The sequence below is a fragment of the Lutibacter sp. A64 genome (assembly GCF_022429565.1).
GTDB lineage: Bacteria > Bacteroidota > Bacteroidia > Flavobacteriales > Flavobacteriaceae > Lutibacter.
Genome location: NZ_CP092487.1, coordinates 260,380 through 285,537, shown reverse-complemented (window position 1 = coordinate 285,537; position 25,158 = coordinate 260,380). Strand labels below are relative to the sequence as shown.

14 protein-coding genes are annotated in these 25,158 nt (G+C 31.6%); 1 reads left to right on the top strand and 13 read right to left on the bottom strand.

Going from position 1 to position 25,158, the window contains the following annotated elements:
- The first annotated feature begins 10 nt into the window (after positions 1-10).
- A complete protein-coding gene (locus MKD41_RS01135) occupies positions 11-1,063 on the top strand; it encodes a GntR family transcriptional regulator (RefSeq protein WP_240243614.1) in 1,053 nt (350 codons plus the stop codon).
- A gap of 69 nt (positions 1,064-1,132) precedes the next feature.
- Here MKD41_RS01135 and MKD41_RS01130 read toward each other — a convergent pair whose 3' ends face one another.
- The 13 genes from MKD41_RS01130 to MKD41_RS01070 form a co-directional block, all read right to left on the bottom strand.
- Positions 1,133-3,730: a glycoside hydrolase family 2 TIM barrel-domain containing protein gene (locus MKD41_RS01130; protein ID WP_240243613.1), complete on the bottom strand. Its 2,598-nt coding sequence runs from the start codon at positions 3,728-3,730 to the stop codon at positions 1,133-1,135.
- Positions 3,731-3,865: 135 nt separating this feature from the next.
- Positions 3,866-4,204: a hypothetical protein gene (locus MKD41_RS01125; RefSeq protein ID WP_240243612.1), complete on the bottom strand. Its 339-nt coding sequence runs from the start codon at positions 4,202-4,204 to the stop codon at positions 3,866-3,868.
- Positions 4,205-4,653: 449 nt separating this feature from the next.
- A complete protein-coding gene (locus MKD41_RS01120; protein ID WP_240243611.1) occupies positions 4,654-6,573 on the bottom strand; it encodes a sulfatase family protein in 1,920 nt (639 codons plus the stop codon).
- Positions 6,574-6,736: 163 nt separating this feature from the next.
- Entirely contained in the window at positions 6,737-7,867 is a 1,131-nt protein-coding gene (locus MKD41_RS01115) for a glycoside hydrolase family 88/105 protein (RefSeq protein ID WP_240243610.1), read from the bottom strand.
- Positions 7,868-7,879: 12 nt separating this feature from the next.
- Entirely contained in the window at positions 7,880-10,153 is a 2,274-nt protein-coding gene (locus MKD41_RS01110; RefSeq protein WP_240243609.1) for a glycoside hydrolase family 3 N-terminal domain-containing protein, read from the bottom strand.
- 39 nt (positions 10,154-10,192) lie between these two features.
- Positions 10,193-11,545 (bottom strand): family 43 glycosylhydrolase, encoded by a 1,353-nt coding sequence (locus MKD41_RS01105; RefSeq protein WP_240243608.1) that lies wholly within the window; start codon positions 11,543-11,545, stop codon positions 10,193-10,195.
- Positions 11,546-11,555: 10 nt separating this feature from the next.
- Positions 11,556-12,551: a Gfo/Idh/MocA family protein gene (locus MKD41_RS01100; RefSeq protein ID WP_240243607.1), complete on the bottom strand. Its 996-nt coding sequence runs from the start codon at positions 12,549-12,551 to the stop codon at positions 11,556-11,558.
- Between the two features lie 12 nt (positions 12,552-12,563).
- The gene (locus tag MKD41_RS01095) at positions 12,564-15,548 is read right to left on the bottom strand and encodes a glycoside hydrolase family 2 protein (RefSeq protein WP_240243606.1); all 2,985 of its coding nucleotides are present in this window, start codon (positions 15,546-15,548) and stop codon (positions 12,564-12,566) included.
- Positions 15,549-15,740: 192 nt separating this feature from the next.
- Complete coding sequence (locus tag MKD41_RS01090; RefSeq protein WP_240243605.1) at positions 15,741-18,299, bottom strand: heparinase II/III domain-containing protein; 2,559 nt, start codon at positions 18,297-18,299, stop codon at positions 15,741-15,743.
- 11 nt (positions 18,300-18,310) lie between these two features.
- Positions 18,311-20,161, bottom strand: coding sequence for a DUF5060 domain-containing protein (locus MKD41_RS01085; RefSeq protein ID WP_240243604.1), 1,851 nt, complete (start codon positions 20,159-20,161; stop codon positions 18,311-18,313).
- Between the two features lie 15 nt (positions 20,162-20,176).
- Entirely contained in the window at positions 20,177-23,704 is a 3,528-nt protein-coding gene (locus MKD41_RS01080) for a family 78 glycoside hydrolase catalytic domain (RefSeq protein ID WP_240243603.1), read from the bottom strand.
- A gap of 658 nt (positions 23,705-24,362) precedes the next feature.
- Positions 24,363-24,635: a hypothetical protein gene (locus MKD41_RS01075; protein ID WP_240243602.1), complete on the bottom strand. Its 273-nt coding sequence runs from the start codon at positions 24,633-24,635 to the stop codon at positions 24,363-24,365.
- A 15-nt stretch (positions 24,636-24,650) separates the two neighbouring features.
- A complete protein-coding gene (locus MKD41_RS01070) occupies positions 24,651-25,124 on the bottom strand; it encodes a hypothetical protein (protein WP_240243601.1) in 474 nt (157 codons plus the stop codon).
- Positions 25,125-25,158: the final 34 nt, after the last annotated feature.

The following is a 25,158-nucleotide window of genomic DNA, read 5'->3' as shown; positions in this document are numbered from 1 at the left end:
AAAATAATTTATGGAATTAACAAAGTTTATAAAAATTGACGAGAACTCTAGAGTTCCTAAATACCAGCAAATAATTGATTCTATTATTTATAATATTTCTTTAGGCAATTTTATTATGGATCAAAAGATTCCATCTATAAACATGTTTAGTGAAGAATTTTATTTATCTAGAGACACTGTTGAAAAAGCTTATAGTATTCTTAAGGAACGAAACATTATTACCTCTATTCGTGGTAAAGGTTTTTATATTTCCAAAACTAAATTAATTTCAAAAGTTAATATCTTATTTTTGGTTAATAAATTAAGCACTTACAAACAAAAAACCTACAATAGTTTTATACAAAATATTGGGCCAAACTCACATACTGAATTACATATTTACCATTGTGATGAAAACTTATTTTTAAATTTATTAGAGAAATATAAATCGGCATTTGATTATTTTATTATTATGCCTCATTTTAAAGATGACAACCAAAAACACATTAGTTATACACTAAATATTATAAATAAAGTTAAGAAAATACCCAGAAATAAATTAATTATTTTAGATAATACTAAGTTTGCAAAAAAGATAGATGGTAGTTTTATTGAAATTTTTCAAGATTTTGAAAATGATATTTATAACGCTCTAAAACAAGCCTTATCAAAAATTAAGAAGTATAAAAAAATTATGCTCGTTTACCATGATAAAGCTATTTATCCTTACCCTAGAAGAATTTTACATGGCTTTAAAAAATTTTGCATTGAACATGATTTAGATTTCGAAATACTAAATGAAATTTATGATGATATGGTTTTAAAAAATGGAGATTTGTTTATTACAATTGAAGAAGCTGATCTAGTAAATCTTGTAAAACAAACAAGAGAACAGGAATTTAAACTTGGTGAAGACATTGGAATTATTTCATACAATGATACTCCGTTAAAAGAACTTTTAGGTATTACTGTAATTTCTACAGATTTTAAAATTATAGGACAAACAGCAGCTAACATGATTGTAAATAATGATTGTAAAAAAGTGCAAGTACCTTTTAATTTTATTGACAGAGAATCTCTTTAAAAAACAAAAAGGTGAATCTGCAGATTCACCTTTTTGTTTAGTTATTTAGTTTAAAAGTAAATTCTATAATTAATTCACTTTTCTTAATTTTATACCACTTAACCTAGTTTGCCCTTCAACAGATTTAAAATCTACTGAAATTCCTTTACCATTTTCAACAGTAATTAAAAAGCGTTTTGCTACACCTCTATCATTTCCATAGATTTCTTTTAAATTTAAATTTTCCCAAACTTTTTCTCCATTAACAAAAACATTCATTATGTTGGTTTCTTTTGTTTTTAATTCAGCCAAAAGCAGCGACAATTCGTAAGTTCCATTTGGTACGTCAAATTTATATTGTTCTATTCCTATCATTTGCGTTTGATAAATAGGATCATTTTCGGTTCCTTTTACACTAACATCTGTACCAATTGTATTTCTTCTTTTACTTGGGTGTCTTAATAAATCTCCACCAACATAACCAAAACTACCTTTTTTATACGCTTGATCTGGCATCCATAAATAATCGACGTTATGAGATTCAATAAAATAACATGTTGAACCAACATTAACAGCAATTTCTTTAAATGGATTTGTTACGCTTTTTAGATTTTTAGGCTGAAGAGCAAATTCTATATTCGCAAAATCTTTAATTGTGTTACCATCTTTTTTAGAAATTACTTCAATTAAATTATTTCCGTGTTTTAAAGGCACATTAAAAGTAGCTATAGAAAAATCGAATTCTTTTTTACCTAAAGACTTTCCATTAATAAATAACTCTACATCATTTGCGTTACCTACGACTGTAATTGGTTGAGTAGCAACCAAAGCTTCGTCATTATCAGCAATACCAGCTCTTTTAGTCCAACCCTTAGAAGCAATAGCTAAAAAAGGTTTTTTTTTCAATAAAGCTTGGTATAAATAATAAGCGTCTTTTTTCTTTCTTGTTGTTGAAACCAACCCTTTATTATTAATATGTGGTACAGCATCTTTACGATGCTCTACCTGAAAATCGGCATAGTTCCAAACATTTGCCCCAACAATTTCAGGCATATCTAAAATGGTTTTCATATATGTTTTATGTAGTAAAAATTGATATTCTACACTAAAATCAAATCGTGTTGGATTGTAAGATCTAATTCTTGGATCTGCTCCTCCACCATATTCACTTAAAATAAATGGTTTGTCTGGATCTAATTCCAATGAACGACTTACTAAACTTTTCAAATTTTTATCAATATCTTCTAATTCTTCAACATACCAACCATAATATTTATTGTAGCCTACAATTTCTGTAAAACGAATCCCTAAATCATCTTGATATTTTGGTTCTCTAAAGAAAACTGAATATGAATAACGAGTTTCATCTTCTTCTTTTATGGTTTCAGCCAATACTTTATGTGTTGCCACAAAATGCTCAATATAACCTTCCCCTTGATCTTTAGGTGCTTTCATTGTGGTTTCATTACCCAAATTCCAAGCAACAATTGCAGGATTATTGTAATTATAACGAATGGCTTCTTTTAACATTTTAATTGTATTTTGCTTACCAGCTTCGTTTGCTGCCGCCTTGTCTACAAAAGGAATTTCTAAGGTTGCAACAAAACCTAATTTATTACACATTTCTAAAATGGCTGGATCTTGCGGGTAATGTGCAATACGCAAAAAGTTAGAACCCATTTCTTTTAACAATTTCATATCATTTCTATGAACCTCATCACTTACTGCATTTGCTTTTCCATAAAAATCCTGGTGTCTACAGGTTCCTATTAATTTAGTTTGTTTTCCGTTGATAAAAAAACCTTCTTTGGCGTCAAATCTAAACCATCTAAGTCCTACAGGGGTTTCAATACGATCTAAAACTTCTTTGTCACTATTTACAACTTCTGAAACCAATTTGTATAAATAAGGATTTTCGGGAGACCATAATTTTGGATTTTCAATAGAAAAATTACTAACAACTTCTTTATTAAATTTAGATTTTGTTTTTAATTCTTTCACCAAATTATTATTTGCATCAAACAAAGATTGCTTTACATAATATGCACCTTTTATTGGTCTAACTAATTTCGATTTTACCGATACACTTGCTTCTGTTTCTGAAACTTCAGGAGTGTTTATAAAAATAGCATTAGCACCTACATTTGCCACTTCAAAATGAACTGGTTTTGTTATAATTAATTGAATATCGCGATAAATACCTCCGTAAAAAGAGAAATCAGCAGCTTGCGGAACAATTTCATCGTTATGTGCATTGTTTACTTTCACTGAAATTTTATTACTTCCTGCTTTAATAGCATGTGTAATATCACGTGCAAAAGTAGTATAGCCTCCAATATGGTCTTCGCCGACTGCTTTTTCGTTTACAAATAATGATGTAACTTGATTAGCCCCTTCAAATAACAAAAATACCTGTTGATTTTCATAAACTTCAGGAATTTCTAGCGTTTTTGTATACCAACCATCTCCACGGTAATAACCTTCTTCATCATCTAAAATATCTTCTGTATTCCAAGAATGTGGTATCGTAACTTTTTCCCATTCTATTGTAGTTTCATTTGAAAAAGGTTGTTCTAAACTTCCTTTGTAGAAGTTCCAATTATCATTAATAGTTTCAATATGTCTCACATTCTGTGCATTACCTAAGTAAACCACACATAAAAATAAAAGGAGTATGCTTTTTTTCATTTAAATATTATTAAGTTTTTACAATAATCAATATTATAAAATCATGTAGTTATAGCTATCCTGTACTGTCATTGAAACGCAATCATTTTTATAAAAAAATAACTTTTTCCCTTAAGAAACAATTCTATGAATAAATCATTTCAATTTTTTATATTTTTCAAAATAGTTAATTAATGGGACTGTTGAGATGAAGCTAACAGTATGCCCCATTGGAATAGTTTTCTTAATATCATATACTACATTAGTACAACCTACGTCTTTTAGTAACTCATCTAAAACTCTAACTTTACTAGAAGAATTAAAAACCCTTAAGTGATATAATGAATCGATGTGCCCGCCATATCTAACATACGCACCAGTTATAAAAGATAGCTTTTGTTTTTCAGTCTCAAATACATTTAGTTTTAGATTGCCTTCAAAAATTGTATCAAAGTATTTTTCATGAAAATTACCTGCTTTAATTAAAGAGTCCATATTTAAGGCATCAAAATCTATATATGCTTTAGCTCTTCCACGCCCAGAATATTTGAATGTGTAAAAGGATGCTATTTTTTTTTGCTAATTTTTTAGAGTGTAATTCAAATTCATCTTTCTTTGAAATTTCATGTTCGGATGAACTAAACTCCAAATCAGGATAGGAATTTTTAAACATCGAATCAATTACTAAACAAAGTTTTTTTTCTGATTGAAAGTATTTATCAACCCTTTCTTCTACTCTTTCATATTTTTCTCAGCCCATATAATCTCTCAACGTTCCTATTAAAAAATAGTGATTGTCAATTGAATTTTTTCTTTTTGGGCGCAACCAAAAAGAATTAAAACCAACATAAGAGTTATTAGATTCTTCATAATTTTATTTGTTATATCTGGATACTTATAAATGTTCATTTATATACCCGCTAACTCTTTTTATATTCACCTAATTAATCAACAGTTCGCCTGTTTGGCCATAAAGCTAAAGCATCTGTAATAATACGTTTGCTATACTCTTTTCCATATTTATCTATAGCATCATCCGTTTCAAAAGTTTGCTTTTGAAAATCTAACCAATCTTGTTTTTTTAAATATTCATCGGTATGTGAATATTGTAACGCGTTTAAACCAAATAAAAACACATAACCATCTCGTGCGTTTTTAGTTTCTTTGTATAAATAGTTAAAAGCCTTTTGCTTTGCTCCAGACATTGCAAGCGCTTGTGCAGCAATAAGTCTATTTACTGGAATTATATCACTTTCTATCAATAGAATTAATTCTTTCTGAATAGCCTTATCAACTTGAGCTATTCTAAAAAGTCCGTAAGCTCCCCAATACCTAACAATAGGATTTGAATCTTTAATGAAGGTTAAAAAATCTTTTTTATGTTCAATTTTTCCTTGAGCAGCAAATTTAGCAATTGGTAAAATTCTTTCAATTTCATAATCATTACTTTGCGCATACTCATATATGGTAGCATACTTTTTACCTTCACCTACTAAATCATGAAACATAGGCTCTGGAATTAATCCAATATCTCTAATTTCTATCATCCATCTATCTAATTCTTGAGATAATTCAGCTAAATTTTTAGCACTTTCTTTCTCTTCAGCAATATTTGTAATATGCCAAGGATCTATTTTTGTATTGAATAATTCTACCGTTTGTTTTGGTTGATAAAATTGAGATTGTACTGCATTTGAATTACCTGTTTCAAAGCTTCTTTCATTAGCTCTCCAATTCTGCTGTACTTTATAACCATAGCGAGTAGAACGTCCTCTTGGTCTATGAGGTACAAAATTTTGAATAAAATAATATTCTCCATCAGTTACCGCTCTATTAAAATCGTAACGTTCAGACATTCGATCTCTATAAAAATGTACATACTCAGGTTTTGCCTCCTTATCTTTTCCTAAAAATACTTTACCTTGCATTTTAGCAGGTACTTTGCAATTAACTAAAGATAGCAACGTTTTAGGAAAGTCTACAAAACTAACAAAACCATCTTCGGTACTTCCAGGTTCATAAGCTATTAAGTGCCTCCATTTTTCTGGAACATATACTATAAAAGGCACTTGTGTTCCTACATTATATAGGTAACGTTTAGAACGTGATAACATTCCCCCATGATCGGAATAAAAAAACACAATAGTATTATCTTCTAAATTATTATCCTTTAATTCCTGTAAAAACTGTCCAACTTTTTTATCCATTAAAGTAATCAAGTCATGAAACCGTGCCCAATCTTCTCTTATTTCAGGAACATCAGGATGATACGGAGGTAATTTAACATCCAAAGGGTTAATTCTAGGTGTTTTAGGAATATCACCATTTGCAACATAGTCTTTTATTTTATCTACGGCTAATTGACTTTCATGGGTTGTAGTAATATTAAAAACTGAAAAGAAAGGCTCTCCCTCTTTTCTGTTTTTATAATGAGCTTTTTTACTAGACTCATTCCATAAGCTTTTATCAGTTTGATAACTAGAATTGTAATCTTTTTTATAATTATTAGTACAGTAATAACCAGCTTCTTTTAAAATTTTAGGATAGGCAGGTACACTTTCTGGTAATTGTGTGTTTGTTCTAAAATTATGCGTACCTGTAGTTGGTGCATACATACCATTAAGCAACGTTGTACGTGCAACACCACAAACTGGTGCATTTGCAAAGGCATGAGTATAACAAATACCCTGCTCTGCCAATTTATCTAAATTTGGAGTTTGTGCTTGCTCAAAACCGTAACATCCCAAATAAGGACTAATGTCCTCACAAGTAATCCAAAGAACATTTGGTTTTTCTTGACTTTTTACTGGACAAAAGGCAACACTAAAAAAAGTGATTACTAACAAAAAGTTTTTAATTCTCATATTGATTTACTATTCATACTTCATAAAAATACTATCGAAAATATTTAACTCCTACGACAGCTTTTGTTGATATGCGTATTGAATTATAAAATAATTTGTTAAAACAAAAATCTCTAGGAAGTAAATACATTCCTAGAGATTTAGATGTATTTAAAATTGTGTTTTATTTTAATTTTAAAACTTCACTACCTGCCATTAAGTATGCTCCGGTTCCAAAGTTTTGCCAGCTATTTGCTGAAGCAGGCTCAGGAGATGCACCAATATTTTGAACCCAACCAACTCTTCCGTCTTCATGTTGGCATTCAGCTAAAGCTTTCCAAGCTTTTTTCACTGCAGGTAAATAGGTAGCTTTATCTAACAATCCGTTGTTTATACCCCACGCAAGTGCAAATGTGTAAAATCCACTTCCACTCACTTCACCGTGTTCATATGTTTCTGGACATAATAAACTTGTATGCCATAAACCGCTTTCAGGTTGTAATTCTAATATTCTAGCAGACATTTCTTTGTAAAGATCTACATAAAAAGCTCTGTGTTCATAATCTTTAGGCATATCGTCTAAGATTAATGCTAAACCACCAAGCACCCATCCATTTCCTCTAGACCAAAATATTTTTTCCCCATTAGGCTCTTTTTTATCTTTGTCTGTACCTTTCCAAACAAAACGCATATCACGTGCAAACAAACGCTCTTCTTTATCATACAATTGATTGTAAGTTTGCATATAAAACTTATGCATTTCATCTAAATATTTAGGCTGATTTGTTTGCTTTGCGTATAAGTTAAGAACTGGAGGCGCCATAAATAAAGCATCACACCACCACCATAAAATAGTTTGGCCCATTTCATTTTTTCTGGTTCCCTGTTTCCATACATCATCTTCATATAAATGTGCATCCAAGAACTTTTTAGTAGGTTCTAAGTCCACAAAATTCTTTCTTCCGCCAGTCATATCGATATATAAATAACTATATGAAATAGCTACATCATCTGCATGATGTAATCGCTTATAGGTTTGCCAATTGTTCCAATAACCTTGGTTTTTTAAGGCTGCCATGTATATCATATCTTTCGTCGCCTTATGAGCTCTTGCTACTCCTATATAATAAGCACCTGCTGTCCAATCTGTTGGTGATATAGCAAAAATTGGATGTGCCTCTTGCCATTCTAAAGCCTTAATCATAGATGCTTCAATTTCAGATTTATCTAAAGATACCTGAGCTAATACATTTTGAGAACTGGAACAGCTAAATAGTGTAAAAACGACTAAAAGTGTAAATATTGATTTTTTCATTTTTTTGATTTTTTAATTTTTTAATTTAAACTTTGCTTCTTTATAGGTTTCCGAAGAAGTTCCTATCATTACCTTGTAATCACCTGCTTCTAAAACTTTTTCCATTTTTAGTCCCGTAAATTCTAACATTTTTGGTGTAATTTTAAATGTTACTGTTTTAGATTCACCTGGATTTAATTCAATTTTGTCAAATGCTTTTAATTCTTTATCTGGTCGTGTAACAGATCCTATTTCATCTTTAATATACATTTGAACAACTTCTTTTGCTGTTACTTTTCCTGTATTTTTTACTGAAACGCTTACTTCAATTTCGCTATTAGGAGTAATTTCGTTACTAGATAATTTTACATCAGAATACTCAAAAGAGGCATAACTTAACCCGTGACCGAACGGATACAAAGGTCCTTTTTCTAAAAACAAATATTCCTTCTTATAATTTATTTCTTTCATACTATAGTGAAACGGAATTTGCCCTATTGATCTTGGTATTGTAACAGGAGATTTTCCTGATGGTGATACCTCTCCAAATATAATTCTTGCAGTAGATTCATCTCCAAACTCACTTAAGTCCCAAGTATCTAAAATAGCATCAGCTTTTTCGGCAATTGTGTTAATTGATAATGTTCTTCTATGTTTTAAAACAACAATTACCTTTTTACCTAAAGCTGTAATTTTTTCAACCAATTCATCTTGTGGTCCAACTGGGTCAATTGTTGCTCTGTCTCCTAAAGTACTATTACTAAAATACGCTTCTTTTGAAGTAAATTTATCTCCTCCTAAAAACAATACAACCACATCAGCTTTTTTGGCAGTATTCACTAATTTTGCAATTGCCTTTGGGTCTCTATCTAATAATTTTGGAGCCCCTCCCTTTTCATTGGTTAAAGCAAAACCTCTCTCTGCAATATATTGGATATTATTACCCGTAACAGATTCAAACATTTCTTTGGTATTTTCTTTTACCAACGGTCCTAAAAGTGCTACTTTAAGTGATTTGTTTTTATTTAAAGGCAAGGCTTCATTTTCATTTTTCAATAAAATCACAGACTCTAAATCAGACTCTTTTGCTAATTCTAGAGAAGATGCGGCTCTATTTCCTTTCTTCACTGCCTCAATATCAATATAAGGATTATCAAATAATCCTAAAATAAATTTTGTGCGTAATACGCGTCTAACAGATCTATCGATTAATTTTTCTAATTCTGGATTTTTCTTTACCATTTCTGGTAAGTAAGCATACGAATCTTCGGCATATAAATCAATATCAATTCCTGCTTCTAAGCCCATTTGTGCAGCAGCTTCAGGAGATTCAGCAACTTTCATAAAATAATACAAGCGGGCAATGTCATTTGAATCTGAAACCACATAACCTTCAAATCCCCAATCGTCACGAAGTACTCCTGTAAGTAGCTCTGGATTTCCATGACTTGCAACACCGTTCAAATCTCCATGTGATGCCATAATTCCTAATGTTTTAGCCTCTTTTACAGCTGCTTCAAATGGTGGGTAAATTTCATCAATTAAAGTTCTTTCTGAAATTTCTATAGCGGCAAAGTTAGAACCACCTAATACTTGACCGTAACCTGCAAAATGTTTTGCAACTGCTCCAATATGAGTTCCATTTCCTAATCCTTCATAGTCTCCTTGTACTCCTATTATTGCATTTTTAACCATTTGTGTTGTTAAATAAGTGTCTTCTCCAAAAGCTTCACTCATACGTCCAAAACGTGGGTCTCTAACCAAATCAGCTTCAGGTGAATGACACATGTGCATACCTCGTAATCTTGCTTCTCTACCTACAACATCCCATTGTCTTCTAACCAATTCAGGGTTAAATGATGCTGCTGAAGTCATTGGGCGACCAAACTTGGTACATCCTTCAGCATCAACACCATTGTATGATTCTGTTACAAATAAAGCTGGAATACCCCATCTGTTATTTTCAATAATAAATTTTTGAAGTTCATTATTTAACTTTGCTGCTGCTACAGCATCAATATATTCTCCAGGATTTTTAATTCCCGCTATTCCAATTTTTAATTTTTCAACAACTTTGTCTGATAATTGTAATTTGCCATTTTCATCTGGTTTAACACCAATATTTGCGTGAAAAATTCGCATTTGTGCCACTTTTTCTTCTAATGACATTAAAGGTAATAAAGCTTCAACACGCTCATCTATTGACAAAGACGCATCTTTATAATCATTATTTTTTGATGAATTTTCAGTGCAGGACTGAAAAAGAATACTAAATGCTAATAAGGTTATTAAAAGTACTTTCTTCATTATTGTTTTATATTTAATTTAATTTATTTTAATTATCTATTATTTTACAAATGAAAATGATTCTATTTGTAAGTTATTCTGCTCTTGTTGTTCTATTGATATATATATGTTTTCTTTCTGTTTTAATCCACTTAAATCAATAAGAACATCTTCAATACTATTTTTGGGTTTAAATTTTATTTTTTTATTCCCAATTATTTTACCCTGTATACTTTTAATACGAATTTTAAAAGAAAACAATCCTCCTTTTGGTGTTAAAACTTTTAATTTAATTTTGGTGTATTTATTAATACCATTTATGTTTGGGTAATTTAAATAACTTTTGTTTAAAGAGGTTTCTACAACAAATCCTCCGTAAACTTCTTTTTTCACAAATCCATCTGCTTTAAAATAATCTTCGGCCTCAATTTTAGGCTGATTTGCGTTGTAATTTCCAACTCCTACACCATCGACTCTAATAGTTGCTATTTCTCCATTTTCTTTATAATGTATGTAACTAATAAAAGCATCTCTAAAATAACGATTACCGGTTTGACTCATATCACAATAGGCATAATACCATTGGTTATGCCATTGAAAAAAAGAGCCGTGACGCCCTTGTAAAAATCCGTTAGGCCAAGTCGACGCATCGTATCCTTCAGCAAAACTTTCTTTTTTTATTACGGTATCTTTATAATCGTAAGGTCCGTATAAATTTTCAGACATGGCGTAAAAACACCCCCAAGACAAATAATAGTTACCGTTGTATTTGTGTACAAATGGTTTGTCATCAGTTGGTTTTTCTAAATTCTTACCGTCAGAATTATAAGGTCCTCTTGGATTGTTTATAATTAACTTTTTTGGTTTTTCAGCAAGACTAATCATATCATCATTCAACTTTGCAATATAGTAATCCCATACTCCAAAAATTATGTAGTGTTCTCCATTATCTTCAAAAATAGACATGTCATACTCATCAGTTGGTGTTAAATCAGAAGCCAACAATGGTTTTCCTAAAGGATCTGTCCAAGGTCCTACAGGAGAATCTCCCATTACAACTCCTGATTGTTGATTTTTTTCTGAAAAATACCAATAGTATTTGCCATCCTTTTCCCCAACATCCGTTGCCCAACACCCTTGAAAACCTTCTCCTATATAGGTATCTTTTGGGTTTAAAACACTACGCTTAGTCCAGTTTACCAAATCTGGTGAAGACCAAATCCACCAATCTTCCATAATAAATGCTTTATCTTCAGCAGATCTATCATGAGATGCATACACATAAGCCGTATCATTAAAAATATGAATATGAGGGTCATTCAATCCCTTATTTGGTACAATTGGGTTTTGAGCGCTACAAAATACACCTACAAATAAAAAAAATATAATATTTAAAAAATCAGCTTTTATCATTTGTTTTCTTTTATCTTTCTAATTTGTTTATCGTTTTTTTTACTCCACAAAAAACATCCATAATTTTAGTAACAACTACTGCTTCTTGAACAGAACAAGGATTTGCATTATTCCCCAAAAAGTAGCCTACGGTTTGTTCAATCATTGGTTGTTGCACATGTTTGGGGTTTTCAAACAGATATTCTTTTTGTTTCCCTTCTACTGTTACAATAATTTTTTCTCCGTAAAAAGAAAACGAAATATCTCCTTTTTCACCATAAATAGTGCAATTATCCCGATCTTCAAAAGCATTAAAATCCCAACGTCCTTTAAATTGAACTCCATTTTTAAATAGAACTGAGCCTTTTACAACATCTACTATTGATTTATTTTTTTCTACATCAACTCCTTTAATTGTTTCAACTTCCCCAAAATAATAACACATTAAGTCTATTTGATGAGGAGCTATATCATGAAAATATCCACCACCAGAAATTTCAGAATTTAATCTCCAATTTTCATCAGTTTTAGCTATTAAGTTTGCATTTTTTGATTGACAAATTGTAATTTCAGCATTTAAAACAGTCCCAATAACATCTGCTTCTAACAGTTCTTTCACCTTAATAAACACGGGTAAAAATCTACGATAATGTGCTATAGTTACTTTACTTTTTCCATTTACAACAGCATTTGAAAGTATTTTGGCTTCATTACTGTTTAGCACCATCGGTTTTTCTAAATAGATGTTTTTTTCTGCTTCAATAACCTGCTGTGCATACGGCAAATGCGAAGATGGTGGAGTAGCAATATAAATAGCATTTGTACTTTTATCATTTATTAATTCTAAGGCATCTGTTGTCCATTTTTCTACATGATGTCTTTTCGCAAAATCTTTAAGTTTCTCTTCATTTCTGCGCATTACAGCATTTAGAAAGGAATTCTCAACATTTTGAAATGCTGGTCCACTTTTAACTTCTGCAACATCGCCACAGCCGATAATACCCCAATTAATGCTATTCTTACTCATTTAAATAAATCTCTAAAGTTTTTTCCCCATTACTACATACATATGACAATCTTCTGGAACATCTCCGTCACTATTACCAGCCATAATAATACTTTCACCTTTTTTAGCTGTTCTTTTAAATAAAGAAATTGTACGATCATCAATTTTAAAATCATCTCCTGTGTCCACATAGTCGCTTAATAAAAATTCTGGCCTTTTTACAGCATCATCATGCCCTACATAAATCACCATAGCTTCACCTGCAATAAATTGCAGTAAATCACGCGCCCAATATCCTTTATCTGAATTTGGAGTTCTAATATACTCTGCATCTACCAAATACCTTGGAATATGAGTATAATTATATTCTAAATCTGTGTGTGCTTTTTTACCCCACATTAAGGTGGTTCTTAACATTGCTTTTGAATCTCCGGTATAACTAAAATTAGTAAATAGCTTACTCTTATATTGTTCACTAGGCACATATGGCTCCATTGCTGGAGTATACGCAGGCATTGGTTCTTCTGCTATTTCACCATTATTAAACACCTGTGGAAATTCTGTTGTTAACCCATTTTTAATATTAACTAATTGTGATGTAATATCAATACTCGCTATTTCAAAACCATCTTTTGAAGCAGTAACAGTAACTTTACCTGGTGTTCGTTGTGAACGCACTGCTACTCTATTAATACCACTTTCTAGGTCTAAATACAAATTATTGGTGCTGTTTACTTTTCCGCTATTATAACCACCTCTCCAAGTTCCTTGACCTGAAATTGTAAAATCAACACGCCCTTTTTCTAACGGACATCTTTGTCCTTTTGCATCTACAACTTCAACATCAATTAATGCGATATCTGATCCATCAGCACGCCATCCATTTGCTCCTGTAATTGAAGTCAATTTTATAGCTGCTGGTTTACCTGCTGTTGTTTTAGTTTGAGAAGTACGCAGTTTATCTTCAATATATCCTTCTACTTTTATAGCTCCTTCCTGCCATGCTACATCAGAGAATTTGAATACATATCCATCTTTAGGAGTATTGTTTGTTCCTATTAACTGGTCATTTATATATAATTTAACTTCGGAGCAGTTCGAAATCACAAACATGTCTTTTGTTGTTCCTTCAGCATAATTCCAATGTCCAATTACATGAACTTGAGGCTCTGGTCTCCACATTGCTTTTAATGCATAGAAAGCTTCCTTTGGAAGTCGAACTGCATCTACTTCTCCACTAGCTCTAGTTACTTCTGTTTGTCCACGTCCTCCGTGAGTTCCGTCAGTAAAAATCCAATTAGCACCTCCACTATGGTATGCTTTTTTTCCCATTTTATTCCACCAATGATCTGCTTGTCTTACAGCATACTTTTCAGAACCAAACTTATACGTATTTTTACTAAGGTTTGGATTGTTATAAAAATTATCATCAGGAGAAAACTTGTCCCAAATACGACGCGGTGCTTCATCTCTACAGTACTCACTTTCAATTAGTGGTAAATGCGCATATTCACGCTCCCAACCTTCAGTACCAACTTCAATTGAAACATACGCTTCAGAATCCATTTTTACGTCAGCTCTTCTATTACCCATCAATCTTTTTCCATTAGGATCATAGGTATTAATAATATCTAGAATTTCTTCATAATGAGCGGCTGTTTCGGCCCAGTTTCCTCCTTCCCATATAAAGATAGATGGATGATTTCTATAATAAACAATCATATCACGGAAAGCTGCGATACGAATATCCCAAGTTTCACCTTCATCTTGCGATTCACCGCTTACACCAGGCATTAAGGTTACAAATCCGTATTTATCTCCCATAGCAATTTCTGAAGGAGAACCAGCACAATGTCCCCAGCGAATAAAATTCCCACCTGCTTCATCCATTAATTTAAATGTAAATTCGTGTAACCAATTTGGCAAAGCAGCTCCAAGACCAGCCCAACCATTGGTTGGTTTTTGTCCCCAACCATGTAATTTAGCATATTCACCATTATTCCAAAATCCGGTATCTTTATTAAAATCGAAACTACGAATACCTAGTGGTGTTTCATACGAATCAATTATTTTATCTCCTTCCTTTAATATTGATAATACCTTGTACATATATGGCTTACGCGTGTACCAACGGTTTGGGTTTTCCAAACTTATTGTTGTAGAAAAAGTAATTTGTTCACCTGCAGCAATTGTTTTTTTGTTATTTGAAACACCTACTACTTGTCCTTCATTATCAATTATTTGAGATTCAAAATTTATTGTTTTTTCTGAATCATATTCATTTTTAACTTCAGCAGTTACAAAAACATCCGCATTTTCGGCAGTGATATTTTCAGCATACACATACGTTCCAACTGTTTTTAAATTATCATATAATGGCAACGTAATATGTAAAGGATCCATCGTATGCAAATATACATTTCTATAAATTCCACCATGTGTTGGATGCCAATGTTCGTGATTCCAAACAAGAGGATCGTTATCTCTAAAGTCATCACTATTACGATCGTTATTAACTTTTACAGCTATTACATTGTCTTCTCCAAATTTAATATAAGAAGTTAAATCAAAACCAAATGGAATAAACCCTGTTTGATTTTGCCCAATATGTTTTCCATTGATATAAACATCAGCTATTTGACGTACAGATTCAAATTCGATAAATATTTTTTTACCTGCATCTTCAGCTGGTAATTTAAAATGTTTACGATACCAAACAGTTCCTCTCCATTGATTTTTTTCTCCATTATGATGCCCAAGACTTAAATCATCAAAAGTATCAACATCATTAAATGTATGTGGACAACTTACTGTATCCCAAGATTCATCATTGTAGTTAACAACCTCGGCTGCTTCAGGGTTTTCTTTTATAAATTTCCAATCTGGATTGAAATTATACTTGGTTCTGTTTCCTGTTGGTAACTCTTCTCCTTTGTAGGAAATTTTAGTTGTAGTTTCACAACTTGAAAACACCAGTATTAATACCAATAACAAATAGGTAGTAATGTATTTGATCATTTTATTTATTGTTTTTTTTATCATTCAAACATCTATTTTATTGTTCATTACGAATTTTGAAAAATATTTGATAAATATAAAACAAGATCATATTAAGGTTATCCTGTACTATATGGTATACTTAAAATAAAATATGATGAAGCTTACAAATTACTTTTAGGTGGAATTTTTATTATTTCTAGTATAGATTAACTAGTGTTTTATGATCGTTATTTTTGTATTCTCAGTAGCGTTCACTTTTGAATTTTCTATTGAAAAATCAATATAAACTTCTATCGACTTTGAATCTGTTGATTGCAGTTCTACTTGATTACTTTTTAAAGATCTCCCTTCTCCTATATATAGGTTCTGTAATTTATTATTTTCGAAAGTTAAAACGGCAAAAGACCCTTTAAAATAAATCTCTAATTGCTTATTTTCATATAGATCATTTGGTGATTGATTGATAATATATTGGATAATCTCATTTTTGTTTATTTTACTAACCACCTTAAAACCTTTAAAAACACCATTATTTTCAAGTTTTTCTACAAATTGAATTCCATTTATAGCATCTTTATCAAAAGTTGGTTCGTAAATTACAGCGAATGGATTGGTCCAAGCTTCTCCTTTTTGACGGATAACTAATGTAGGTGTCGGCAATTCATTATACGGTTCAGGTGCCTCAAAAGTTTTGGGAGCTAAAACTTTAGTGTATTCTCTGTTTTTATTTCCCATAACAAAAAGATTCATATATCCTTTTTTATTATTGAGCTCATTGATATTAAATGTTAACTTCACATCCGATTCATAAGTATTAGAAGATTGTACATCTGTAAAAAAATGCCAACCTGGATTTCTATACTTCCTATTATAGCGGTATTCAGCATTTGCATTCGCCATAAATCGATTTTCATCAGATTTCAGTTTTAAATCTTCATTTAAAAACTGCAATTCATCTCCAATATTATGATACAGGTAATCGTGATATTCATTTGGTAATTCAGATTTTGAACGAAAAACATCAACATAATACCCTGTAGTTGGTGAAGTTCTTATTAGGGCCATGGTTCGTTCTTGCGTTGCTTCAGCTTTATCGCCTTTATCGTCTAAAAAACTAGTTCTTGTAAAAGAATAATTTGGTGAAATAGCTTCTTCTAATGGCTTTGGCTCCATCATTATCAATTCTGTTGAATTCATTCCTAAACTCACCCAACCTCCTTCTCCTTGGCTTGCCCCATTTACAATCACAGAATTATGAGCGGCAAACAATCTTGAATAATTTTCATGTAAATCTGTTCTATACTTTCCGCGACCGTGATCTACTCCTAACACTTCACCTAAGCCATATAGCTCCATATCCATTCCTCCTGCATGACCATGTACCATATGCGCACCACCTACAAAACACATTAATCCGTCTTCTTCCTTTTTAGTTGAACTTAAATTACGTTGTAAAAAAACACCTGCGTGAGTAAACTGATCGGTTCTTGGCAAACTATTATTCTCAAAAGAGTAGTCTTTTGTTTTTTGGAGCCACAATAATTTAGTGGGTGTATCATACACTTTAATTGAGCCTGACCGCTGGCCTACTTTCGATCTATCATACAAACCTTCTTTAATACTTTCAGTAACCAATGGGCCAAATTTATCCGTCAATTTAATTACATCATCTTGCTTTCCTAATTGGTAAGCCATATCGTAAGAACTATAAGGCACATTAAACGCTCTGTGCCCATCTCCAAAACGAATTATTTCACCATTTGGATACCGAACACTATTCCACCTATCTAACGAAAAAGGGATTCTATAATACTTTTGCCCTAATTTTAAATTGGAATCATACTTATTGAGAATAATCAACATTCGAGTTGTATAAGCAGCTACTCCATTTGAATATTGCGAAGTTTCTGGATATACATCTCCTTCATTTTTATAATTTTCAGCAATTTCTGGCAAAGCATCTTGCTTATCCGTTCCTGCTACTAAATAATAATCTAAATATTTTTTTCTCAATGCTGAATCTTCTAAAGCCAATGCGTTTTGAACCAAACTAAAAGATTCTAACACCGACCAATTAGAACCTGTATGCCCATGTTCCACTGCTAATTCTGCATAGGTTAAAAAAACTTTTTGAGCATTTTCAATGGAAAAATTGGTAAATCCATTTTTTCCAATATCGTAGGTTTTGTTATTCTTTTTAATATAAGGCGTTATAAAATCATAAATAATTGGGATTTGAGCCCCAATAACACGCGCTTCTCTTAAATGATCCGTTGGATATAACCAACCACCATTTCCTTTGTTTTTAGATGGTTCAATTTGTAATAATCCTTCAATAAATGCGTGTAAAATAGCGACAGCACATTGTGCATATGTTTCATCTTTGGTTAAAAAATATAAGACTCCACAATCTACACCTATTTGTAAATACTTATACTGATTATACCTATCCAAATTATTTGCATCGGTAGAGTTATTGAATGTTTTTAGCGGTGGTGTTTTCCCCTTAATTTGCTTCGACCACTCAAATGGAATTTTCTTTAGAAATTCATTTGGTGATTTTTTATATAAAACAATATTGTTATCTAAGCGCTCCTTAAACTCCTTATAAAAATCTTGTGCCCAAAATTCATTCTCAATTTTACGAAGAATTTCATTGCTGTCTTTTTCTTGTACCCAAATAAAAGGCCGCTCTTTATTTTGTGCGAATGCGAAAATTATATTTCCAAAAATTAGGTTACAAACAATAATTTTAAGAAGCTTCTTCATCCAAATAATTATTACTTTTTAGTCACTAAAACAACCCAGTCTTTTTCGTACTCTGAAGGTGGTGTTCCTAGTTCAACAATTCCATTCGCTTTCACTATAGCTACTGAACCATTTTGTAAATCTCCACCGTTTCTAGGGTCGAACCATTTCACTTGAAAACTATTTCCTGAAGTTCCAACATCTAGTTTAATTTTATCGGCATTAGATTCAGTATAAACCACATAAACTTCATCTTTTTTAGCCATACAATAAGAGACTTCATCTACAGTTAGGTTATCGCTTGGTCCCATTTCCCAAAATGGAATATGGTTATTGAAAAAATTTAATGCGTGTTTATTTTGATCCCAAAACAGGTCTCTACTTCTAAAATCTTGACAGGTTAAATCTGAATTTGGACTTGCATACCCAAAATACCATTCTACTCCAAAACCTCCGGCCATTAAGGTACCCCACAAAGCTCTGGAGCGAGCATAATTATGTTCAGGGTCTTCGTCATCAGGAAGTAAAGCAACGTTGGCTTTTCCGGGTTCATCAACAGCTAATGCCCACTTTTTTCCTGTTGCATTAGATTTGTTTCGCCACTTTAATACTCTCGGATGAACATCGTTAAAATCAGGATGACTTAATTGCAAAGAAGCACCGGTTAATAAGGATTGATCACCTATTAGTTCAACATATCTATGATCTTTGTTTGGAAACGTATGAATTACCAAGTGGCTGTTATAGGCATCTATGTTAGAAACATATTCCGCAACTTTTATCACTTCTGAAATAGGTTGATTGTTTTCTTCACCTAGGTTCCAGTTCATAGCTAAGTGATGTCCAAACCTAGCAATCAATTCTCTGTAATATAATTTACCTTCAACACCAAAAACACCTTTATCCATTAAGTGATCGGTTTCTGTTTCATGAGTTTTAAAATGAAGGAACATACCTTTGGTTTCAGCATATTCAAAAATTCGCTCCCATTGTGCCAATTTAGAAACATCAAACCTTGTTTTATGAAACATGGTTTCCCAAGCTTCTTTGTTCTTCTTTTTACTAGAATATACTTCGTATTCCGGAATAGGAACTTTTAATAGATGAGGAAATATATTTCTATCATCACCATCCACATTAAATGTTAAAAATGAAAATACATTTAGTTCTTCTTTAGCTAAGTAATTAATGGCACCTAACAGGTTCTTTCCTTTGGTTTCTTTCCATAAATATGGTTTTGCATTTTCATCAAAATCTTTGGCATGAGGTTCCCATTTCTTCTGAAAACCTAAGGCGTTTGTTGAAACATCAAAATCATTATAAGCTAATAAATTTTCTGGGGCATCAACTCCAAGTTTTATAAAGTATTTTTGACTTTCAGCAAACTTTAAATAAGATTCTCCAACATATTGCAAACGGCCTTTTGCTCTATTATCAATTCCTTTTTTGTTAGAATTTACAATGGTAAATTCCCCAGTTTGTCCGTCCATAAACCCTGCACTCGCTCCATCACTAGAATCGTCAGCTACTGCAATATTTGCTCCTTTTTTAAAAGAAACATTGTAAGTCCATTCTCCATTAGCATCGGGTGTAAAACGCACTTTCCAACTATTTCCGGCTACGCTGCTAGTTTCAGCTGCATTACCGTCAGCTGCATAAAAACCAGGAATTACATATTGCTTTCCATTATTTTTAAAAGTTACATCTAAGCGATAATTTAAAAATGGATTATCTTCGGCAAGTTCACTTGTTTCTGGTCCTTGAAACTCTAATGTAATTCTATGCCACTTTTTTAATTCACCGTCAATTACAGCCTTCTTATCATCAAAACATGAATAAAAGCTAATTGTTATTAATATTAATACAAATAAACGTGTATTCATGTTTTGATCGGTTAATTAAAACGAGTTAATTTTAAGCTGAATAGTATGTTTTCCTGGTGCTAAACGTACTACATCAAAAGCTGATGGTACTTTTTCACCATTGTGAATAAAATCTTTTCCTTCTATATCATTTAAAGAAAATTCAGCTACCATATTTGCAGGTATCTCAATTTCATATGTTTGAAGTCTAGCGCCATTGTACTTATAAGTTGCTTTAATAGTACCTCTTACGGTTGGTACTTTAATTGAACTTGATCTTAATTTACTCATTTGAGGTTTAATAGTTGCTATACCAAACCCAGGTGTTTTTGGTTTAATTCCCCATAACCCTCTAGGAATAACATTTGCTGGTGCCGCACCCCAAGCGTGATTCCAATCTAAGTTTACTTTATATTCATAATCCCAAGCTTCTAATGTAATTGTAGATCCTACACGAATCATATTGTACCAACTTCTTTTTGCTTTACTAGCTAATAATTCAAGGGCATAATCTTCTTCACCTGCATTGTATAAGCCATCCATTAAAAATTGTGCTCCGTAAACACTACAAGCCATACCTCTAGATTTTACGTAATCTAATACAGATTGATAATGTTCTTGAGGAACCAACCCAAAAGCTAAAGGCATCATATTTGCGTGTAAAGATGCGTGGTCTGTACCAATTCCATCTACATAAACACCTTTTTCTTTATTAAACATTTGTTCATTCACTGCTTTTTTAGCTTTTGCAGCTCTATATTCAAAATCTAATGCTTCTTGCGTTTTCCCTAATAATTTAGCAAACTCAGCCATAATTTTCATATTTTCATAAAAAAAGGCATTGATTACTGTACTGTAAGGCTTAAATACAAATCCATCACGCTCTCCTTTAGTTTTACTACCTGCAAAATTCTTTGAAGGCCAATCTACTATGTCTGTTAATGGTTTTTTGTATCCATCAGGGAAACCTAACTTCCTCATAAATTCCTTATCAACCTTAGTAGACGTAATTAAACCATCTTCATTAGATAATTCAAATAAAGATTTATGTTTTAATGCCTCATAATAACGCTCAATTAATTCGGTGTTACCTGTATACATATAATCTGCATAGATTAATAAAGGTACGTGTTGCTGCCATTCTGTTGGCCAAGTTGGGTGTTGCATAAAATACTCAATGGTACGTCTTGCCATTGCATATTCTCTATCAGTAGTATAATGACTTAATTGATTTAAGTACGCATCTGCTTCATAAGGAATACGCTCTCTATCTCCATCAACATATAATCCATTAAAAGTTGTTGCTTTTATAGAGTATTTTGACAAATCCCAAACCTGATTTAAAATATCATTATTACTTGTAAAACTACTTGCATCTTCATCCCAATAGGTATTAAAAGCTAATTGTGTAAAATCTTCAGCTTTTAACTCTCCTTGAAAGCCTTCAATTTCTGCATATCTGTATGGAACTAATGGTGGAAAACCATCTGGTAAAGGAATTGCTTTATTTGGTCTTGTATTTCTCTCGTCGGTTTGCACCTTTATTTGGTATTCTGTTTTACCTGGTTTTACATCTACCTTTAACTCTTGGTAACGAATATTACTTTTCTTTGGTACAACTCTATTTACATTGCCATTATCATCTAACATTTCACCAACTCGAACAGTAATTGTATGTGGTGTTTTAGCATTGTAAGTAAAATTTAAAGTTGCAAAAGCGGCTTTTCCAAAATCGATGAAATAGAAATCACCTCTTTTTTCAAAATTTACAGGTTTAATTTTATTTTCTATAAATTTATTTTCTGTAGAAATAATATAGCTATCACTTTTCCCTGTAGTGAATTTTTGAGGTTCAGAATAGTCAACTAATCTATTAGCTTCATCCCAAATTCTAACTTTCCAATAGTATGTTTTTCCGACTTCCAATGGTTCCCCTTGGTATTCAACATCAGTTGATTTACTTGAACTTACACGTTTACTATCCCAAACGTCTCCATTATTAGCGTTAATAATTTCTTTTGTTGAAGCTACTAATATCTGGTATGCTCCTTGAAAATTAGATTCAATTGGCACATTCCAACCAAATTCAGGTTTTAAATCAAAAATCTCAACATCAGTTTCTGGTTCTCTAATTAATTCAACTGTTAAATTTGTAGGTGGATTTCTATATTTATCGCTATTTTTCTTAATAAGTTCATCTAATTTTAAACGTAAATTATCCGCAACTTTTTTATACCTTTTACTTCCTATTAAATTTTTTGTTTCATTAGGATCTTTTTCTAAATTATAAAGTTCTTCAATAGTTTTATCGTTTACATATCTAAAATATTTCCATTCTTTAGTTCTTACACCTTCACTTGGTGGAATTTCACTAAAATCCCAAAGATGTTCTATAAGAATGGTATCTCTTTCTATTGATTTTTTCTCACCCTTAACTATTGGCATTAAACTTTTACCTTGCCATTCATCGGGTACGTCTATCCCTGCAATATCAGCAATGGTCGAAGTAACATCTATATTCAACGCCATTTCATCTACATCTTTATGATTGTTTACTCTTGGATCGTAAATAATTAGCGGTACACGAATAGAGTTGTCATACATTAGCCATTTACCAGCTAATTGACGTTCTCCTTGAAAATATCCGTTATCACCCATTACAATGATTACGGTATTTTTATCCAAACCTTTTTCTTTTAATTTCTCACGTATTTTAGCAATTTCTAAATCAACTCCAGAAATCATTCTATAATACCCTTTCATACTATGTTGGTATTTTTCAGGAGTATCATAACGCCAAGTCCAACGCAACCTACTAAATCCGTCTTTAACTATTTGAGGTTGTGCTTCAAAATACTTATCCTCGGCTAATTTCGGCCCCGGAATTGTCGCTTCTGTTAATAATTTATCTGTGGTACCTTGCCAAAAATATTGTTCAACAGCTCCGTCATGTGCGTGTGGTGCACTAAAACTTAATGATAAAAGGAATGGTTTTTCTTTAGATGAATTCTCAATAAAATCTAAGGCTTTTTGTCCAGTATATCGTGTTAAATGTACCGTATCTTTATCAATTGTTTTATAATAATACCCTCTTTTGTCTTTGTACCTGTTATTTCTATCATATGATTCATAATCGTCAAATTGCTTATCTAAATCATCGTATTTAGCTCCAAATTTCCCGTAAAACCCAGTATAATATCCATTATTTCTAAGTAACAACGGGTACGCATTGTTCATATACTCAGTTCTTAAATTTCCTGTTTGAAAATCATAGTTATGCGTACGCTCATGTAAACCTGTCCAAATAGATGATCTACTTGCTGAACAAATTGGTGTGGTTACTATAGCGTTATGAAAATAAGATCCACCCTTTGCCAAAGCATCCATCTCTGGAGTTTCTACATATTTATTTCCGGCATAACCAATTGCATCAAAGCGTTGATCATCAGTTAAAATAAAAATAATATTTGGTTTGTTTTTATCTCCTCCTTTCTCTTGAGATAACACCTGTTTATAACAAGTTAGAGACAATAAAATTCCTAATAAAAAATTGAATTTTCGCATATAAATAATAGATTATGTATGTGTATTTATGTTTAAATATAATTGATTATAAAATTAAAATTAATTAAAGTTCATTACATCCTGCACTATCCTGCAAACTAAATTTAGAATAAAATATTCTTTAACAAAATATATTTTGTTAAAGAATATTAACCAAACTCAATCAAATCATTAATAATCTTACTATATAGTCACTGCATCTTATAAAAGCTATAATTAAATTATCTATTTTATTAACAACAGTAATACAAATTAAGTAATTACATTTCAATAAACTATCTTGTACAATCCTGATATTATGCTGTTATTATCCAATCTTAAAATTATAGTATAATTATTAACACAATAAAACATATATCATATCTACATTATAAGGTAAGGAGTTTAAAAACTTAACTCAATTAAAAAAGCTAAGTTCAAATTAACATTTTGAACAATAGTTGTTTATACTCAAGCCATACGTTATTTGAAGCAAAAGCGATGGCTGTTACTGCTGCCATCTTACTGGTTGAGTTCTTTATCTTTTCAAGTACCAAGAACCAATTCAAATAATTTTGAATTTTTTGTAGCTACACCATTAAAAGAATCCATAAATCTTCTCAATCTCATATCCATATTTATTCACATTTTGCACGTGATATACTTTATCCACAGTTCGTTACCCTTTTGATGTGTTGAATTTTTTGTGGATAATTGTATTGTCTTTTGCAAATGCACCATAGCTTCTATGACTGTAACTACAAATTACATCTGCCTTATCTAGTTTACCTTTAAGTATATTGTCTAAATCTTGTTTACTAATAAGACCTATTGTAACTACTTTAAAATCTTTGTTTCCAACTCTGTCGCAAGTTGCTACTACAACAACTTTCCCTTCACTTATGCCTGCTTTACTTGCCTTTTCACCTCGCTTTTTTGGTTTTCTATCCAAATGGAGATTTCCTTTTTATGAATAAACAAAAAATAAATCATCACTCTCTACAATCCCTTGAAATTCGTCTACAGATTCACTAGAAAATGAAGTGAGAAGTTTATAATGCCAATCAAAAGATATTTGAATAGATATTTCTGTTTCTTTTGCACTTTTTCTAATACTACAACCTGATAACAAGCAATATAGATAACGATTTAACCTCTCCTTCTTTTTTATATTATACCCCCCCTGTAGTTTCGTTAAAATTCTTCTTACAACCATTACAAAAATAACGTTGAACACCTTTGAGTTTGTCATTGGCTCGAACATGTTTGTCTTTACAATGTTGACACTTAAAGCTCTAATATGTCCAACATCTTTCACTTTACTCTCTTGTAAAGATAAAGACAATAATGAGGATACAATTTCTTGTTGAATTGATTCTGAACTGTTAACAAAAAAATCTCTAAAATCTGATGGAATAATATCTATAGTATAGTTTGTCAAGAATAATACATTGTCAATTGGTATATTTCTATTT

Coding starts and splice junctions, on each gene's coding strand:
- MKD41_RS01135 (WP_240243614.1), top strand. CDS start 11: ATGGAATTAACAAAGTTTATAAAAATTGACGAGAACTCTAGAGTTCCT.
- MKD41_RS01130 (WP_240243613.1), bottom strand. CDS start 3,730: ATGAAAAAAAGCATACTCCTTTTATTTTTATGTGTGGTTTACTTAGGT.
- MKD41_RS01125 (WP_240243612.1), bottom strand. CDS start 4,204: ATGGACTCTTTAATTAAAGCAGGTAATTTTCATGAAAAATACTTTGAT.
- MKD41_RS01120 (WP_240243611.1), bottom strand. CDS start 6,573: ATGAGAATTAAAAACTTTTTGTTAGTAATCACTTTTTTTAGTGTTGCC.
- MKD41_RS01115 (WP_240243610.1), bottom strand. CDS start 7,867: ATGAAAAAATCAATATTTACACTTTTAGTCGTTTTTACACTATTTAGC.
- MKD41_RS01110 (WP_240243609.1), bottom strand. CDS start 10,153: ATGAAGAAAGTACTTTTAATAACCTTATTAGCATTTAGTATTCTTTTT.
- MKD41_RS01105 (WP_240243608.1), bottom strand. CDS start 11,545: ATGATAAAAGCTGATTTTTTAAATATTATATTTTTTTTATTTGTAGGT.
- MKD41_RS01100 (WP_240243607.1), bottom strand. CDS start 12,551: ATGAGTAAGAATAGCATTAATTGGGGTATTATCGGCTGTGGCGATGTT.
- MKD41_RS01095 (WP_240243606.1), bottom strand. CDS start 15,548: ATGATCAAATACATTACTACCTATTTGTTATTGGTATTAATACTGGTG.
- MKD41_RS01090 (WP_240243605.1), bottom strand. CDS start 18,299: ATGAAGAAGCTTCTTAAAATTATTGTTTGTAACCTAATTTTTGGAAAT.
- MKD41_RS01085 (WP_240243604.1), bottom strand. CDS start 20,161: ATGAATACACGTTTATTTGTATTAATATTAATAACAATTAGCTTTTAT.
- MKD41_RS01080 (WP_240243603.1), bottom strand. CDS start 23,704: ATGCGAAAATTCAATTTTTTATTAGGAATTTTATTGTCTCTAACTTGT.